This is a genomic window from Pseudoalteromonas sp. BDTF-M6 (genome assembly GCF_018334135.1).
In the GTDB taxonomy this organism is placed as follows: Bacteria; Pseudomonadota; Gammaproteobacteria; order Enterobacterales; family Alteromonadaceae; genus Pseudoalteromonas.
Window position 1 is genome coordinate 512,089 of the sequence record NZ_JAGXTQ010000001.1, and the last position, 17,664, is coordinate 529,752.

Here is a 17,664-nt window from a genome sequence, read left to right on the forward strand (position 1 = left end):
CATGCATAATATAGTGGAAGCATTAGAACGTAGCTTATTCCGCCATCGCATGTGGGTGATAGTGGCCTTTGCTTTAGCCACCGTGGCGCTGGCTTTTCAGGCTACCAAGCTTAAGCTCGATGCGTCATTTAACAAGAATATCCCCCTTAATCACGAATACATGAAGGTGTACACCAAACACGAAAAACAATTTGGTGGCGCTAACAGTATTTTAATTTCGGTCTGCGATGCGGATGGCGACATCTTTAATGAAGAGTTTTTTACTCAGCTAAAATCGGTGCACGATCAGCTTTACTTTATCCCAGGTGTTAATCGTCCACTGGTCAACTCCATCTTCTCACCAAGCGCTCGCTTTGTTGAGGTGGTGGAAGATGGCTTTAGTGGTGGTCCGATTATTCCTGCTAACTTTCGCCCGGATGAGCGTGGTTTAGCACGGGTTAAAGAAAACATCGAAAAGGCCAAGGTAGTAGGGCGCATGGTAGCCTCAGACTATTCCTGTGCCATGGTCAGTGCTCAATTGATGGAGTTTGACCCGCAAACTGGTGAAAAGCTTGATACTTTGGCGATAGCCGAACAGCTTGAAAGCAAAATTCGTGATGATCTAAGTACCGAACAGGTTAGCATTCATATTATTGGCTTCGCCAAGATGGCCGGTGATATCGCCAATGGCGCTAAAGATGTACTGCTGTTTTTTGCCATAGCCATAGTGATCACCTTTATTATGGTGTGGTTGTTCTGTAAGAGCTTTAAGCTCACCTTGTTGCCGATTGTCTGCTCCTTTATTGCCGTGGTATGGCAGCTTGGCTTGCTCTCTAGCCTGGGCTTTGGCCTTGATCCCATGTCTATCTTAGTGCCGTTTTTGGTGTTTGCTATCGGCGTCAGCCATGGCGTTCAGATGATTAACGATATCGCCAAAAAAGTACAACTGGGCAGCAGTGCTAAGAACGCCGCGGAGTCGAGCTTTAAAGCCTTGATGATCCCAGGCGGCATCGCCTTGCTTTCGGACACGGTTGGCTTCTTGACCTTGCTGGCTATCGATATAGGTATTATCCGTGAGCTCGCGATAACGGCGAGCTTAGGCGTGGCGGTGATCATCTTGACCAACCTCGTCTTATTACCCGTGATAGCGTCTTATTTAGAAGTGAAAAAGTTGCGCGTGCTTTCCGCCGATAATAGAAATAAGGATGCCTTGTTTAAGATCCGCGAGTTGCTGGTGTGCGCGACCGATAGAAAATATGCAGCCATCATCTTGGTGTGTACGGCATTGCTGTTTGCCTTTGGTTTCTGGCAATCGCAAAAGATGCATATCGGTGACTTACACGCCGGTGCACCGGCATTGCATGAGGACGCCCGTTATAACCAGGATACCTTCTTGATCTCCGACAGGTACGAGATCTCGTCGGATATCCTTAAGGTAATAGTGGAAGCGTATCCGGCGGCCTGTACCGAGCATGATGTGATGGAACGTATCCGCCAATTTCAATGGCGTATCGAAAACGTGCCGGGAGTGCAAAGCAGTGTCTCCCTAGCCAGTGTGGCGCAGGCAGTGAATGCAGGCTACAACGAGGGCAACTTGAAATGGCAAACCCTGCCGCGTAATACCGCATCACTAGTGCAGGCGTCATCACGGGTGGAAACCAGTTCAGGCCTGCTCAATGGCGATTGCTCGGTGATGCCGGTGATCATCTTTATGGCAGATCATAAAGCGCAAAGCATCGACCGTGTGGTTGAGGCGGTGAAAGCAGTAGGCGCCGAGTTTGGTACCGACAAGCTGCAATTCCGTTTGGCTTCTGGGCCTATCGGCGTGATGGCGGCGACCAATGAGTCGGTATCTGAAGCGCAAACGCCGATGATGCTGTACGTGTACGGTGCGGTTATCGCCTTGTGTCTGGTTAGCTTTCGCTCGCTGCGCGCAACCATTGCCGTGGTGTTGCCATTATATATCGTCTCGACCCTGGCCCAGGCACTGATGGTGGCATTGGAAATCGGTCTGACGGTGTCAACCCTGCCAGTGATTGCCCTAGGTGTGGGGATAGGTGTCGATTACGGCATTTATATCCTATCCTCTAAGATGATTCAGCTGAACCAGGGGGTCAGCCTGAGCCAGGCTTATCGAAATGCCCTGGTTGAACGAGGCAGTGCGGTACTATTTACCGGTATCACTTTAGCGGTAGGTGTGAGTACCTGGATTTTCTCGGCACTGAAGTTTCAGGTCGATATGGGTATCTTGTTGACCTTTATGTTTCTGGTGAACATGATCGGTGCGCTGCTCATAATTCCAGCAATTAGTACCTTCTTATGGTCTGACCAGAAAAAATGATGTGAATGTTTGTTAACAGAAATGGCCGGTAACGGCCATTTCTATCTATATTTTGTGAATAGTTAGCCAAGACGCTGAAATCATTGGTCTGATTTCAACGAAAAGGCTGTTTATTAGCTGTAAAAGCGTTAGAATTTAGCCCGACTCCACGCTATTCAGTCACCCGTTCACAAGGCGGTATAGATTAAGGAACACACAATGACACAAAATGACGGTCACGCTAGCGTTATTCTGAATAACGTCAGCAAGCTTATTAAGAGCAAAGTTAATCCAGACAAGGTGTCACTGGTCGACAAATTCGCCCAAGCTTTATACAGCAATATGTCGGCTGAAGACCTAGTACACAGAAATGACAGTGACCTCTACGGGGCCGCGCTGAGCCTTTGGAATTCGTTAGAAGGAAACCAGGGCGACGAAGCGGTGATCCGTGTAATTAACCCTGAAGTAGCAAAACACGGTTGGCAATCCTCTCACACCATCGTTGAAATCATCGCTAAGGACATGCCATTTTTGGTGGACTCGGTGCGCATGTCACTCAACCGTGCCAACATTGCATCACACCTGTTGCTACATACGCCGTTAAAAATCCAGCGCGATAGCGATGGCGCCATTATCAATCTTTCGAACCTAAAAGCCGAGCAAGAGTCGAACTCGACTAAAACCGTGTTCTTTATTGAGATTGACCGTCAAACAGATGAAGCGGAAATCAGTGCTTTTAAAGCCGAGCTTGAGTCGGTACTTAACGATGTATCACTGGCCGTTGAAGACTGGCAGCCAATCCGCAGCAAGCTGTTGGAAGTGATCAAAGACCTGCCTAAGCGTCCGAACAATGTTGATGCCGTTGAGCTTAATGAAACCATCGAGTTTCTTGAGTGGTTGGCAGGCGACAATTTTACCTTCATGGGTTACCGTCAATACCAGCTTACGCCGGTAAAAGGCGACCACCAGTTGAAGGGCGTGGAAGGTACCAGCCTGGGTTTAATGAAGAACTCAGATGAAGGCCAGATCCGCTTGTTATCAACCATGCCAGAAACCGCACGTAAAGAAGCGCGCAGTGACAACCTATTGGTACTTACTAAAACCAACTCTGTTTCTCGCGTACACCGTCCGGCGCACACCGATTACATCGGTATCAAGCGTTTCGATAAAGACGGTAACGTGGTCGGTGAAGATCGCTTTATCGGGTTGTTCTCATCGAGCTTCTATAACAACAGTGCCGCCGATGTGCCTGTATTAAAGTCGAAGATTCGCCGCGTCTTGGAAATGAGTGATTTCGCCGTGGGTACGCATGCCTACAAAGCGGTGCTCAATATTCTTGAAACCTATCCTCGTGACGAATTAGTACAAGCCCGTGAAAGCGAGTTGCTTGACGTTGCTATGGGCGTATTGCATATCCAAGAGCGTGATATGTGTCGTCTATTCGTGCGTAAAGACACCTATGGGCGTTTCTTCTCTTGCATGGTGTATGTGCCGCGTGAGCGCTACAACACTGCGCTACGCCGCGAAACCCAGCAAATCTTAGCCGAAGCCTTTGGCTCGACCGACAAAGTGGCCTTTACCACTTATTTCTCAGAATCAAATCTTGCCCGTACCCACTACATAGTGCGCGTGCAAGAAGACAACGTAGATTACGACGTGAAAGAAATCGAAAACAATTTAGTAGAAGCTGCCCGCACCTGGGAAGACAAACTACAATCGGCCTTACTGGGCAACAATGGCGAAGCCCGTGGTAACGAACTAAACCGCAAATACGCCAACGCCTTTGCCAGTGCTTATAAAGACCAGGTATTGCCAAGTGCCGCTGTGGTTGATATCGAAAAGTTAGAGCTACTTGATGACGACAACAAGCTGGAAATGCTGTTCTACCGTCCACAAGAAGAAGTAAGCTCAAACATAGTTCGCCTGTCCTTGTTCCATAAAGACGAGCCAATTCACCTGTCAGACGTGATGCCGATGTTAGAGAACTTTGGTCTGCGCGTTATCGGCGAAACGCCGTACGCGGTGAAAACATCCGACGGCCAGGTAAACTGGATCATGGACTTTTCTATGTTGCTAAGCAGCAAAGAAGTAGCTGATTTTGACAAGGTATCGGCACGTTTCCAAAAAGCCCTGACCGATGTATGGAACAACCGCCTGGAAGACGATGGCTTTAACCGTCTGGTCTTGGTTGGCGGTCTAACAGGTCGTGAAGCGTCAATCCTACGTGCCTACGCCAAGTACATGCGTCAGATCGGCGTAACCTTCTCACAGAGTTACATCGAAAGCACGTTTGCAAACTATCCGGACATTGCCACGCAGATCGTTAAATTATTTGCCAAAAAATTCTCGGTTAAAGCCCCAGGCACCGACAAGGCGCTGGATAAGCTGATCACGCAAATTTATGAAGCCCTTGAAAACGTAGCCAACCTAGACGATGACCGTATCATTCGTTTGTATGTTGATATGATCAAGGCAACGCTGCGTACTAACTACTACCAAAAAGCAGAAGACGGCCTGTTTAAGTCGTATATCTCATTTAAGATCAAGCCCAGCCTGATCCCGGATGTACCACTGCCGCTGCCTGCGTTTGAAATTTTCGTTTATTCACCGCGCGTAGAAGGTGTGCACCTGCGTGGTGGTAAGGTTGCTCGTGGTGGTCTACGTTGGTCAGACCGTCGTGAAGACTTCCGAACCGAAGTACTGGGTCTGGTTAAGGCACAGCAGGTTAAAAACACGGTTATTGTTCCGGTGGGATCTAAAGGTGGTTTCGTTTGTAAGCAGCTACCTAGCGAGCGCGAAGCTTTCTTTACTGAAGGTCAAGAGTGTTACAAGATCTTCATCCGAGGCCTACTTGATATCACCGATAACATTGTGCATGGCGAAATCAAAGCCCCTGACAATGTAACCCGTCATGACGAAGACGACCCGTACTTAGTTGTAGCAGCCGATAAGGGTACCGCAACCTTCTCAGATATCGCTAACGGTATCGCTCAAGAGTACGGCTTTTGGTTAGGCGACGCCTTTGCTTCAGGTGGTTCTATCGGTTATGACCATAAGAAGATGGGTATTACCGCCAAGGGTGCTTGGGAGTCGGTTAAGCGTCACTTCCGCGAAATCGGTATTGACTGTCAGAACACTGACTTTACCGCAATAGCTATCGGTGACATGGCCGGTGACGTATTCGGTAACGGTATGTTGCTTTCTAAGCACACTCGCTTACAAGCGGCATTCAACCATATGCATATCTTTATCGACCCGAATCCGGACGCCGCCAAGTCTTGGGAAGAGCGCAAGCGCTTATTCGAGCTGCCGCGTTCTAGCTGGGAAGATTACAACAGCGAATTGATCTCTCAAGGCGGTGGTATCTTTAACCGTAGCGCCAAGTCAATCACCTTGACCCCAGAGATCAAGAAGATGATCGGCACTAAAAAAGCGGCCATGACGCCAAACGAGCTGATCAAAGCACTACTGATGATGCCGGTAGACCTGCTATGGAACGGTGGTATCGGTACCTACATCAAGGCTAAGTCGGAAACCGACACAGACGTGGGTGACCGTGCTAATGACGCATTGCGTATTAACGGCGGCGAGCTGGGTGCCAAGATCTTCGGTGAAGGCGGTAACCTGGGTGCGACGCAACTGGGTCGTATCGAGTTTGCGGCCAAGGGTGGTCGTATCAACACCGACTTTATCGACAACGTAGGTGGTGTAGCCTGTTCTGATAACGAAGTTAACATCAAGATCCTGCTTAACTCCTTGGTGAGTGAGGGCGACTTAACCAAGAAACAGCGTGATGAATTGCTGTATGCGATGACGGATGAAGTATCTGAGCTGGTACTGAAAGACTGTTACCGTCAAACGCAGACCATTTCTGTGACGCAATCTAAAGGTACATCAACGCTGAAAGAGAAGATCCGCTTTATCCACGCCTTGGAAAAAGAAGGCAAGCTGGATCGCGTTATCGAATTCTTACCAAGCGATGAAGAGCTGGCAGAGCGCGCTGCGGCAGGTAAAGACCTGACTCGTCCAGAGCTATCAGTGTTGGTGTCTTACGCGAAAATGGTGCTTAAAGAGACATTAGTAACGGACGAAGTATCGGAAAATCCATACTACCGTCAGCTATTGGTGCAATCATTCCCTGTGCCGCTGCGTGAGCGCTTTAATGCCGCCATGGACAACCACCCGCTACGCAGCGAAATTATCGCGACCAAGTTGGCTAATAACATAGTCAACGACATGGGTCTGAACTTCATGGTGCGCATGCACGAAGAAACCGGTGCATCGGATGCTGAAATCGCCTTGTGTTACAGCATTGCCCGCGAAATCTTCGCCTTGCCGGCAACCTGGAGCGAGATCAGTGCACTAGACAACCAGGTTGATGCAGAAGTACAGACGGAAATGCTGTATCAGCTTCGCCGTACCGTACGTCGTGCCACACGCTGGTTCTTACGCCATCGCAATAAAGCATTGACCATCGAGCAGAGCATTGAGCACTTTGCACCTTGCTTTAAAGATCTTACCGACAATCTGCACAGCTACATGGTGAGCGCTGAGAGCGAGCAGATCCGTAAAAACGCGACTGCCTTGGCCGACAAGGGCGTACCAGCCCAACTGGCTATGCGTATCGTCTCGCTTTCGAGCTTGTTCTCGGCAATGGACCTGGCGGAAGTGGCGACACAAAGCAAGCGTTCAACGGCCATCGTTTCAAGCACATACTTCAAATTGGGTGCGCGTATGGGCCTACACTGGTTCCTAATGCAAATTACCAATCAGCCGGTGCAAAACCACTGGCAAGCGCTAGCACGTGCATCGTACCGTGAAGAGCTGGATTGGCAGCAACGTACCCTCACGGATGTTGTACTGCGTAGTTTCGATGACAAGGAGCAGGATGTTGATGCCCAGATCGATGCGTGGATGGAAGATCACGATGCCTTATTGCACCGCTGGCAGCAGATGCTAAGCGAATTTAAGACCTCACAAAGTCATGATTTCGCGAAGTTCTCTGTGGCACTGCGTGAATTGATGTTACTTGCACATAACTGTGATCAACGTAACTAAGCTCACTGTTAATAAGCAGTAAAACTCTGTAGAATACCCCAGCTTTTGGCTGGGGTATTTTTTTCTAGGGGGATCCATGTTTTACGAATTAGCGCGCCGTTTTATGTTCACCAAGGACGCGGAATGGGCGCATGACTTTGCACTTAACAACCTGCGTCGCTTTGCTAACACGCCATTGTCCATGGCCTGGTCGCAAAATGTGGCCGATAAACCAACCGAGTTTCTGGGTCTTGAATTTAAAAACCCGGTGGGTCTGGCCGCCGGTCTGGATAAAAATGCCGAATGCATCGACGCCTTCGCACAAATGGGCTTTGGTTTTATCGAGGTCGGCACGGTTACACCGCGCCCGCAGGCGGGTAACGATAAGCCCCGTATCTTCCGTTTGCCAGAGCAGCATGCGGTGATCAATCGCATGGGCTTTAATAACAAGGGCGTTGATAACCTGGTTGCCAATGTAAAGGCATCTAACTACCGTGGTATCTTGGGGATCAATATTGGTAAGAACAAGGATACGCCAAACGAGCAGGGCAAGGATGACTACATCCATTGTATGCGTAAGGTGTTCGAGCACGCCTCCTATATTACGGTGAATATTTCTTCACCAAACACCCCGGGTCTGCGTGACTTACAATACGGCGAAGCGTTGGACGATCTATTGTCGAGCTTGAAAAACGAGCAGCTGGATCTTATCGCTAAGCACAATAAGCAGGTGCCCATGCTGGTGAAGGTGGCGCCGGATCTCGATCAGGTGCAGGTAGAGCAGGTCACTCACTCACTGTTAAACAACAAGATTGACGGTGTGATCGCCACGAATACCACCTTAGACCGCACGGCCGTGCAGGGCTTGCAATATGCCGACGAAGCCGGTGGCTTGTCCGGTCGACCTGTGCGCGCCAAATCGCTTGAAGTGATTAAGGAAATCAAGCGTATCTCCAATGGTCAGTTGCCGATCATCGGTGTCGGCGGTATCGACAGTGCCGAGGCGGCCAAGGAGAAGTTCAATGCTGGCGCGGATTTGGTTCAGATCTATACCGGATTTATCTACGAAGGGCCGGCGTTAGTAAAACGGATCATTAGCGGCTTATAAGGATCCGCTATTGATACGAACGATCCCTCGTAAAATATTATTAGAATTTATTTTACAGGGGATCGCCAAGAGCTATAATCCAAAGTTATAAGCATTGATTTTATTGACTTTAATTAAGATTAAATCGAGGAAGGGATGTTACAGGCACAGCAAGAATGGCAATGGCAAGTATGCGACGAGCGCAATACACTGTTACTCGACATGGGTGACATGCAGTTTTGCACGCCGTACAAAAGCCGCCAGCTGATTGATGAAGCCTTTACCCAGCCAAAGTTTAATCTGCGAGATGCCGAGTTTTATCAGCAGGTGTGTCAGTACCTGAGTGGTTTCTCGCTGTGGAGCGATGCCCATATCTGTCAAATCGCCCTCAATGCCACCGCGGTGAAGCACTACCTTAAGCCCATGCTGGCAAAAAGCTGGTTTTTCGCCCCCTACAGTGGCGACCTAATTAATCATGAAGCCGTGGTGCAATTGACCTCTTCAAAGCAGAGTGGGCAATTCCTTATCGTCGACTGTGCTGAGCACGCCAGCGTGTGTTTATGCCTAGAGCCAACGTTCGACCTGGATGAAAACTTACAGTTGCAACAGTTTGCAGTGATCAAGGTGCTAAACGACCGTATCACACCGATTTTCTCAGCCCAGGGACAACAAAAAAGCGCCTAACGTAAAGGGGCTGTGATACAATCTCGGGGAATTTACGAGATAGGAAAGTCACCTTGCAATTTGTCGCTTCTACATCCATTGGCATCGAACAACTGCTACAACAAGAACTCACCGATCTAGGTGCTGAGGTTAATAAACAGCGGGTCGGAGCCGTCGAGTTCACCGCCGATAGTTTAACGGCGCAAAAGATTTGCTTGTGCACACGCTTGGCCACCCGAGTCATGCTGGTGTTGCAACAAGGAAGCGACATCGAAGATAAAACAGCCCTGTATAACTTTGCTCGTTTTCAGCCATGGCAGGAGTTTTTCGGTCCGGATCAATCGTTTGCGGTTGAATTCAGCGGCACCAACCGCCAGTTAAAAAACACTCAGTTCGGTGCCTTGGTGATCAAAGACGCCATTTGTGACTATTTCTATGACCTCTATGAGCGCCGTCCCAGCGTTAGCAAAGAAACGCCGGACGTACGCATGGTTGCCAAACTTAATCGCGATAAGCTCACCCTGTATATCGACTATTCAGGCCCGCGCCTGTCGCAGCGTGGTTATCGTAGTGCCCAGGGTAAGGCACCGTTAAAAGAACACCTGGCCGCCGCATTAGTAATGCGCAGCGGTTGGCTGGAAGACACCAGCAAGCCCTTATTCGATCCGACCTGTGGTTCGGGTACCTTGCTTATCGAAGCGGCGCTCATGGCGCAAAACAAAGCACCGGGCTTAAGCCGTCAAGGCTTTGCCTTCGAGCGCCTGCCAAGCTTCCGCCTCGCTAAATTCAAAGAGCTTAAACAAAGCATAAAAGACCAGGTTAGCATGGATGTAAAACCTTGGCTTATCGGTCGTGATATCAACCCTCAGGTGATTAAAAAGGCGCAAGAGAACGCCGTTAACGCCGGCGTTAGCGAATGCATCGACTTTGCCGTCGGCGATCTGGCCGATATGAAGGCTCCGGCTAAACGTCCTGGGGTGTTGTTGGCTAACCTGCCTTACGGCGAACGCCTGGGCTCAATGGCGGAAATCGTCGCTCTGTATCGCCAAATGGGTCACCAGTTAAAACAACACTTTTGCCACTGGCGTGCGGCGCTTTTGATCAGCGAGCCGGAAATGCTCAAGCTGTTCAAACTGGTTAAACACAAGCAATACAAGTTTAAAAACGGCCCACTCGATACCTTGTTGACACTGTATGACATTACCGAGCAACAAACCCAGGGGCAAAGCGAGAGCAAAACACCCTTGCATTTTGAAGAGTCGGTGGCCTTTGCCAACCGCCTTAAGAAAAACCGTCAGGCCCTAAAGAAGTGGCTGAAAAGCGATGAGATCAGTGCCTATCGTCTCTACGATGCCGATATCCCGGAATACAATGTGGCCGTCGATGTTTATCAGCACAGCGCGGTAATTTATGAATACGCGGCGCCGAAAAATATTGACCCCAATGTCGCGCAAAAGCGTCTTCAGGATGTGCTTATGCTCACCTGTGAGACCTTAGACATTGCCCCTGCCCAGGTTGCTCTAAAGGAGCGCCGTAAACAAAAAGGCGACAGCCAGTATCAAACCCAGGGCTCCCAAGGGAAGACCCAGGTGATCAGTGAATATGGCGCGAAATTTGAGGTGAACCTGTTTGACTACCTCGACACCGGTATCTTCCTGGATCACCGCCTTGCCCGTAAGCAGGTACGCGAGCTGAGCCAGGGCAAACGTGTCCTGAATCTGTTTGCCTATACCGGCACCGCATCGGTGCAGGCGGCGCTTGGCGGTGCTAAGTCGGTAACCACGGTGGATATGTCGAAAACCTATTTGCAGTGGGCGCAGCGCAACTTTGCCCTCAACAACCTTAAAAGCCCGCGTTACCGGTTTGAACAGGGCGATTGTATCGAGTGGCTTAAGCGCACCCGCGGCGAGTATGACGTGATCTTCTTAGATCCGCCGACCTTCTCTAACTCGAAACGCATGCGCGACAGTTTTGATGTTCAGCGTGATCATGTTGCTCTGATCAAGGACGCCGCGAAACTACTTGCCAAGCAGGGCACCTTGCTATTTTCCAACAATAAGCGTGGCTTTAAGATGGATGTGGATGCCTTGGCATTACAAGGCTTGCAGTGTGAAAACATTACCGAGCAGACTCAGTCGCCGGACTTCGCGCGCAACAAGCATATCCACAATGCCTGGGTGATCCGCCATGGCTAAGGTGGTGCTCTATCATACCGATGGCTGTCATCTGTGTGAGCAGGCGCAGGCATTATTGCAACAGCATCCGGATATCGACGCCATTGAGCTGCGCGATATTATCGACCAGCCGCACTGGCTCGAAGCGTATCAGATACGCATTCCGGTGCTGGCTTTGGCACATAACCCACAGGCCGAGCTGGGGTGGCCTTTCGACCAGCAGGCAATCAGCGAATTGATTAAGCAGTATGGACCTAATTAGAATAACAAACGGGCAACTAGCCTATGGTACGCATCCCTTACTAGATGGCGCCAATGCCGTTATTGAGCAAGGCGAGCGAGTGTGTGTGGTTGGCCGTAACGGTGCCGGTAAGTCGACGTTTTTAAAGGTACTTAGTGGCGATGTATTGCTCGATGATGGCGATATCAACCAGGTGGGCGAGCTTAAAATCGCACGCTTAGAGCAAGATCCCCCTCGCGACAGCGACGGCACAGTCTTTGATTACGTGGCCGACGGTTTACCGGCCTTGGCTCGCCTGCTAAAAGAATTCCATAACCTCAACGCTGCCTTAGCTGACAATGCCGAGGATGAAAAAGCGTTGGCGCGTTTAGCTAGCATTTCCGCAGAAATCGAGGCCAAAGATGGCTGGCGTTTTGAGTCCAAAATTAAGCTGGTACTGGGGCAATTGCAACTGGAAGCCGATGCCATGCTTGCTACCTTATCCGGCGGTTGGCTGCGTAAGGTTGCACTGGCCAAGGCTCTTGTAGGTGAGCCAGACTTATTGCTGCTTGATGAGCCCACCAACCATCTGGATGTGGCCTCGGTGCAGTGGTTAGAGCAGTTTTTAAAAGAATTTAAGGGCGCCATCGTCTTTATTTCCCACGACCGTGCTTTTATACGTGCCTTGGCAACCCGTATTCTTGATTTAGACCGAGGTCTACTGGTCTCTTACCCAGGCGACTATGCCACCTACTTAGAGCGAAAGGCTCATGATTTAAAGGTGGAAGAGCAGCAAAACGCCGAGTTTGATAAAAAGCTCGCCGAAGAAGAAGCCTGGATACGCCAGGGCATTAAAGCCCGTCGTACCCGTAATGAGGGGCGAGTCAGGGCACTAAAATCATTGCGCCAAGAGCGCAAACAGCGTATCGAGCAAGTGGGTAAGGTGGACTTAAACATCGAAACCGCGACCCGCTCCGGTAAACTGGTGGCCGAGGCTCAGCACCTTTGCCACGCCTTTGGCGATAAGGTGATTGTAGATGATTTCTCGACCTTACTAATGCGTGGTGACCGAGTCGGTTTAGTCGGGCCCAATGGTGTTGGTAAAACGACCTTGTTAAAACTATTATTCGGTCAGTTACAACCCAATAGCGGTAAGCTTAAGCAGGGGGTAAACCTCGAAATTGCTTATTTCGATCAGTATCGCGCCAAGCTTGATGAAGAAGCCAGTGTTCAAGACAATGTGGCCGATGGTAAGCAAGAAGTACAAATCGGCGGACGTAGCCGTCATGTGCTGGGCTATTTACAAGACTTTTTATTCCCACCCAAACGCGCTAGAACCCCGGTTAAAGCGCTCTCCGGTGGTGAGAAAAACCGCTTGTTATTGGCTAAGATCTTCTTAAAGCCTTCCAATGTCTTGGTGCTGGACGAACCGACGAACGACCTGGATATCGAAACCCTTGAGCTATTAGAAGAAATCGTTAACCAGTATCAGGGTACCGTGCTGATCGTCAGTCACGACCGGGAATTTATCGACAACACCTGTTCGAGCGTGTGGGGCTTCGATGGTAATGGCAAAATTACCGAGGTCATCGGTGGTTACAGCGATTACGAAGCGTATAGACAGCAGGTAATCGCCGCACAAGAGGCGGCCAAAAAGCAAGCACAAAAAGCTGCCGTTGATACGCCTAAGGCAGTGAAGCAAAAATCGGCCAATAAATTGTCTTATAAGCACAAACGCGAGTTAGAACAATTGCCTAACCAGGTGGAAGAACTCGAAGAAGCTATTGACAGCTTGCAGCAAGAGGTCAATAGTAGTGACTTTTTTAAGCAAGACAATGAAATAACCAATGCCAAATTGAACCTATTGGCAGAGCTTGAGTCGAAGCTTGAAGCTGCGTTCGCCCGTTGGGAAGAACTCGAAGAATTACAAAATCAGTAGTAGGGAAGAAGATGAAAAAATCCTTAGTTGCATTGAGCATAGTTGCCGGCCTCAGTGCCAGCGCCCAAGCCGCGGTATATCAACTAGAAGAACTCAGTACCTTAGCAGGCGCAAAACACCACTACATTGTTGATGCCAATAATAACGGCGAAGTGATCGGTCAGGCCCGTGGTCTTTATAATCTGCCCATTGACGTCAGTTATATCGATTTTACCGAGAGCGCCATTACGCGCGCCTATGACACTTGGGAAGATAACCAATTCGAACAAATCGATAAGGAAATCACCTTTACCCTGGATGATATTGCCGCCGGTGATTTAAATGCCGACGCCTTAACCTTTATGCTGAGCTTTTTATCGTCAACCAATGGCGATGAAAATTGGCAGAAGATTGCCGATGTGGTGGCCGTAAACTTTACTCCGAGCCCGGCGGTTGAGCAGGTATTGATGGATCAGCCTTCTTCCGATTACGAAGGCTATACCCGCAGCGTAAGCAATTTATATAACGCCATCAGCGACGATGGTGTGCGCGTCGGCAGTGGCTCGGCACCTTATAAGAAAATCGAGTTTACGCCCCAGGGTGATGACGAGCCGGAAACCTATTTTGTTCGCGACTATCGCTCGCGCGGTGTAGTGGTTTCGCCCAGTGGCGAAGTAAGCACGCTGCTACCCATCTCGGACCTTTATGGTGGCACCAGCACGGCTTCCGATATAGTACAGCGCCCAGATGGGGGGTACTATGTGGTTGGCAGTGCTTCTATCGGCGTCGCAGAAGATCGTCAGGAAGATTATGACGACCGTTGTGATGATGAAGATGAGCCTATTGCCGTGTGTGTATGGCGCCTGGAGAACCTAGCATCGAGTAATACCCTCAGCGGTTTTTATGATCGTCGTGCTGTTCTTTGGACACTGGATGCCGAGCTAAACCCCGTTGAAACTAAGGAACTTGGCCTTGGCCTGGTACCGGACGAAGATGATGGTAATGCGTTCGTTTCAGTGGCTTTGGCTGTAAATAGCCAAGGGATTGCCGTGGGTTATTCTCATGTTCGTAAATTTGATAATGAGAACTCCATACGCACAATGCCAGTATTGTATAAAGACGGTCAGGTATTAGAGCTTTTGAATCAAGAGGATGATTGGTTCTCTGGTAAGGCAGTGGCGATTAATGATGAAGGTATCATCACTGGGTTTGGTACTAAGCGGGTCGAAGGACGTACCACCACCAAGTTTTTCTACCATGATGTCAATACGGGTCAAACCGTGTTCCCAAGCGATTACTTCGTTAGTTCCAGCTCGGTGGCTCGTGCCATCAATGCCAATGGCGTGATCATAGGTGAAGGTGAAGTTGATGTAGTGAACTCATCGAGTCGTCGTCGCGAAGGCTTTATCTATAGCATTGGCGATGACAAGATTGCCAATATCAATGACTTGCTTCCTTGCTATGATATCGATGGCGAAAGTAACTACCCTTATAACTTTGCCGAAGCCACCGCCATTGATGATGACGGCATTATTTACGGTGTTGCCACTAAAACCAAAGAAAAGCTGAATGCCCGTGGCGAAGTTGAAGTGGATGACTCGGGTAAGATACTGTACGAAAGTGTGGCCACGCCAGTGAAACTGAGCCCGATTGCCGGTGGCGAAATTGAAGAATGTCCACCAGAAGCGGCAGAAACCTATGAGCGCCAAAGTGGCTCGCTCGGTTGGTTAGCTTTATTGGCGCTGCCTTTATTGGCTCTGAGACGCCGATTTAAGTAATCGCGTATAAATAAAAAGGCCCTGTTTTGACAGGGCCTTTTTGTTATTACTCTTATACCACCCGCTTTGGCGGTGGTGAGCCTAGTTAGAAGTAGGCTCTGATCCCTAGACGGAAGTTGCGCCCGGGTAAGGGAGCCTCATCCTTAATAAAGGAGGTATGCACAAAGCCGAGCTCATCTCCAAGGTTTTGTGCCTGTAAGTAGGCAACACCATCGAACTGGCCTAGGCTAAAGTTATAGTTCACCTTAAAGTCGACCAGGGTGTAAGCGTCTGTTTCGGTTTCAAACGCACTGATGTCGTTTTGTTTCAGGTAATGAGTAGCTATCAGGGCGAAGTCCCAATCTTCAAAACCATAACTTAACTGAGAGCCGATTTTTGCCGCCGGGATACGCGGCAGGTGGTCGCCATCTTTGAGTTTGGCCGTAACCGAGTCGGCAAAGCCCTTAATTTGCCAGTTTGCCGATAAGGCATAGTGGGCGTCGAACTCAAAACCGTATAGCTCGGCATCACCACTGCGATACTGGTACACGGCAAGGGCATCATCGTCGGCAAGACCCGCATCGATAAAACCACCGTCATGGTCGAACACTAATCCAGTGTTTTCCTGGTAGTAGAAATTGTCTACATCGTTATAGAAGGCACTGAAGTTAAAGCCAAAGTCGCCAACGAATTTACGCCAGCTAAAATCGATGTTGGTCGCGGTTTCCTGGGCGATATCGTCGCCTTCAAAATGGGCTTCTCCATCTTCGATATGATACGCCAGACCTAGTTCATAGGTTCCGGTCGCAATATGGGTGCCGTTGGCAAGAAGTTCGCCGGTTAGAGGAGCTCGCTCGGAACGCGACAGGCTTAAGGCTAGGGCATAACCGTCCTGGTAATTCCAAATCCCACCAAGTGATAGGCTTAAGTTAGTATCGCTGTACTCATAGGCGGTCGTTGACTCTTCATGGCCCACTTCTTCTTCATGGTCGTGGTGACCGGCTTCGTCGTTTATCTCACTGTCTAACTGGTAATCTTCGATGCGAGCACCTAATTCCAGAGTCCAGCGTGCAAATTCACGCTCTTCCAGTAGATACAGGGCATGCACCTTGGTTTTTGTTGCTGGAGTGAAAGCTTCTTCACCATCGGCGCGATAATCGGAATCACTGTAATGATAGCCAAGGGTACCATGCCACTGACCAAGACGATGTTTGGCATTTAATCGAGCCTCGCGGCTGGTATTGCTAAACAGCGTGCCTACATTCGCGCCTTCGATTTCACCATGCTCATAATCACTGTATCCGGCGCGCAGGGTTAGCGCTTCAATAAAGCTATCATGGAAGGAGTAGCTCGCCAGGGCCTGCCAACGATCTTGCTGCATGCGGGCAAATACTTTTTCTTCGCCTTCATGCTCTCCTTCATCATGGCCATCAAGCTCACCTTCATGGGCGTGCTCGTCTTCGTGGCCGTGATCATGGCCGTGAGCGGGGATCCCATAATCGCTCTCGATAGTCCCGTAGGATAAACCCAGGGTCCAATGCTCGGTGACATAGCTGCTACCGATATTTACCGTGGCGCTATCGATAAAGGTGTTGGCAACGCGGTCATGGCGCTCTAGTTCGCCATCTTCTTCAAGGGTGAAGGTTGGCGTTTCATAGTCATGGCCAACGCGATCGCTGCCATCAACATGGAAATTAAAGCCATCATAACCTGAGGTAAATTTACCGGCATAGGTATTGGTGTTGGAAACCGTATCATGACTGTATTCGGCCGCACCTTGATAGCCTTCGATGCGATCCGTAGGAATGCGGTTATCAACCACATTGACGACACCGCCAATGGCACCCGAGCCATAGAGTAGGGTAGCGGGGCCGCGTAATACTTCTATCTGCTCGGCTACGATGGACTCGGTGGCCACCGCATGATCCGGACCAACCCGAGAGGCATCGCCGCTATCAAGACCATTCTGCGTAATTTTAACGCGAGGTCCGTCTAGACCACGGATCACCGGGCTTGATGAGACCGGTCCGAAATAGCTGGCATTAATGCCAGGCAAGCCTTTTAAGGTTTCACCTAGGGTCGGCTGCGCTCTATCACGTAGCTCATCACCACCGAGTACGGAAACAGGTGACACCATGTCGAGATTGTTTTTGTCCAAACCGGATGCATAGATGACCACGGTTTCAATCGCGGAGGCGCTGAGCATGATATCCAGTTGTTGCGCTTGTGCGCTGACATCCATGCGTTTATCTATGTAGTTTTCTTTACTGAAATGCAATTGCCCAGCTTGGTCGAGTTCTATGGTGAATCGGCCTTGCTCGTCGCTGCGTACACTATGTTGCTTGCCATGATAGTGAATGACGACGTCACTTAAGGGTTGCTGTTGTTCGTCGACGATGCGGCCTGAAACAACGCCGGCAAAGGCGTTCGCCGAGCTCAATAGGGCAGCAACGGCACAGGATAATGCGGCTGGTTTAAACATAAATAAAATCCGTTAACTAACAATGGT

The 17,664-nt window shown here is 49.7% G+C and carries 9 protein-coding genes; 8 read left to right on the forward strand and 1 reads right to left on the reverse strand.

The genetic code is table 11. From position 1 onward, the window contains the following. Position 1: 1 nt before the first annotated feature. The 8 genes from KD147_RS02310 to KD147_RS02345 all read left to right on the forward strand — a co-directional run bounded on the left by KD147_RS02310 (position 2) and on the right by KD147_RS02345 (position 15,176). Entirely contained in the window at positions 2-2,320 is a 2,319-nt protein-coding gene (locus KD147_RS02310; protein ID WP_212546743.1) for an efflux RND transporter permease subunit, read from the forward strand. A 198-nt stretch (positions 2,321-2,518) separates the two neighbouring features. After that, positions 2,519-7,357: an NAD-glutamate dehydrogenase gene (locus KD147_RS02315; protein ID WP_212546744.1), complete on the forward strand. Its 4,839-nt coding sequence runs from the start codon at positions 2,519-2,521 to the stop codon at positions 7,355-7,357. A gap of 76 nt (positions 7,358-7,433) precedes the next feature. After that, on the forward strand, positions 7,434-8,444 hold the full coding sequence (gene pyrD, locus KD147_RS02320) for a quinone-dependent dihydroorotate dehydrogenase (protein WP_212546745.1): 1,011 nt from the start codon (positions 7,434-7,436) through the stop codon (positions 8,442-8,444). A gap of 135 nt (positions 8,445-8,579) precedes the next feature. Then, a complete protein-coding gene (locus tag KD147_RS02325) occupies positions 8,580-9,107 on the forward strand; it encodes a cell division protein ZapC domain-containing protein (protein ID WP_105189830.1) in 528 nt (175 codons plus the stop codon). 53 nt (positions 9,108-9,160) lie between these two features. Continuing rightward, on the forward strand, positions 9,161-11,281 hold the full coding sequence (rlmKL, locus tag KD147_RS02330; RefSeq protein ID WP_212546746.1) for a bifunctional 23S rRNA (guanine(2069)-N(7))-methyltransferase RlmK/23S rRNA (guanine(2445)-N(2))-methyltransferase RlmL: 2,121 nt from the start codon (positions 9,161-9,163) through the stop codon (positions 11,279-11,281). Further along, positions 11,274-11,522, forward strand: a complete 249-nt coding sequence (locus KD147_RS02335; RefSeq protein WP_212546747.1) for a glutaredoxin family protein — start codon at positions 11,274-11,276, stop codon at positions 11,520-11,522. The genes rlmKL and KD147_RS02335 overlap by 8 nt, the downstream gene beginning before the upstream one ends. After that, positions 11,509-13,419, forward strand: a complete 1,911-nt coding sequence (gene uup, locus KD147_RS02340) for an ATP-binding cassette ATPase Uup (protein WP_212546748.1) — start codon at positions 11,509-11,511, stop codon at positions 13,417-13,419. The genes KD147_RS02335 and uup overlap by 14 nt, the downstream gene beginning before the upstream one ends. An 11-nt stretch (positions 13,420-13,430) precedes the next feature. Next, a complete protein-coding gene (locus KD147_RS02345; RefSeq protein ID WP_212546749.1) occupies positions 13,431-15,176 on the forward strand; it encodes a DUF3466 family protein in 1,746 nt (581 codons plus the stop codon). Between the two features lie 85 nt (positions 15,177-15,261). Here the strand turns inward: KD147_RS02345 and KD147_RS02350 are convergent, their stop codons facing one another. Continuing rightward, complete coding sequence (locus KD147_RS02350; RefSeq protein WP_105254089.1) at positions 15,262-17,637, reverse strand: TonB-dependent receptor; 2,376 nt, start codon at positions 17,635-17,637, stop codon at positions 15,262-15,264. Between the last annotated feature and the right edge of the window lie 27 nt (positions 17,638-17,664).

Coding starts and splice junctions, on each gene's coding strand:
- KD147_RS02335 (WP_212546747.1), top strand. CDS start 11,274: ATGGCTAAGGTGGTGCTCTATCATACCGATGGCTGTCATCTGTGTGAG.
- KD147_RS02325 (WP_105189830.1), top strand. CDS start 8,580: ATGTTACAGGCACAGCAAGAATGGCAATGGCAAGTATGCGACGAGCGC.
- KD147_RS02310 (WP_212546743.1), top strand. CDS start 2: ATGCATAATATAGTGGAAGCATTAGAACGTAGCTTATTCCGCCATCGC.
- KD147_RS02315 (WP_212546744.1), top strand. CDS start 2,519: ATGACACAAAATGACGGTCACGCTAGCGTTATTCTGAATAACGTCAGC.
- KD147_RS02345 (WP_212546749.1), top strand. CDS start 13,431: ATGAAAAAATCCTTAGTTGCATTGAGCATAGTTGCCGGCCTCAGTGCC.
- KD147_RS02350 (WP_105254089.1), bottom strand. CDS start 17,637: ATGTTTAAACCAGCCGCATTATCCTGTGCCGTTGCTGCCCTATTGAGC.
- pyrD (WP_212546745.1), top strand. CDS start 7,434: ATGTTTTACGAATTAGCGCGCCGTTTTATGTTCACCAAGGACGCGGAA.
- uup (WP_212546748.1), top strand. CDS start 11,509: ATGGACCTAATTAGAATAACAAACGGGCAACTAGCCTATGGTACGCAT.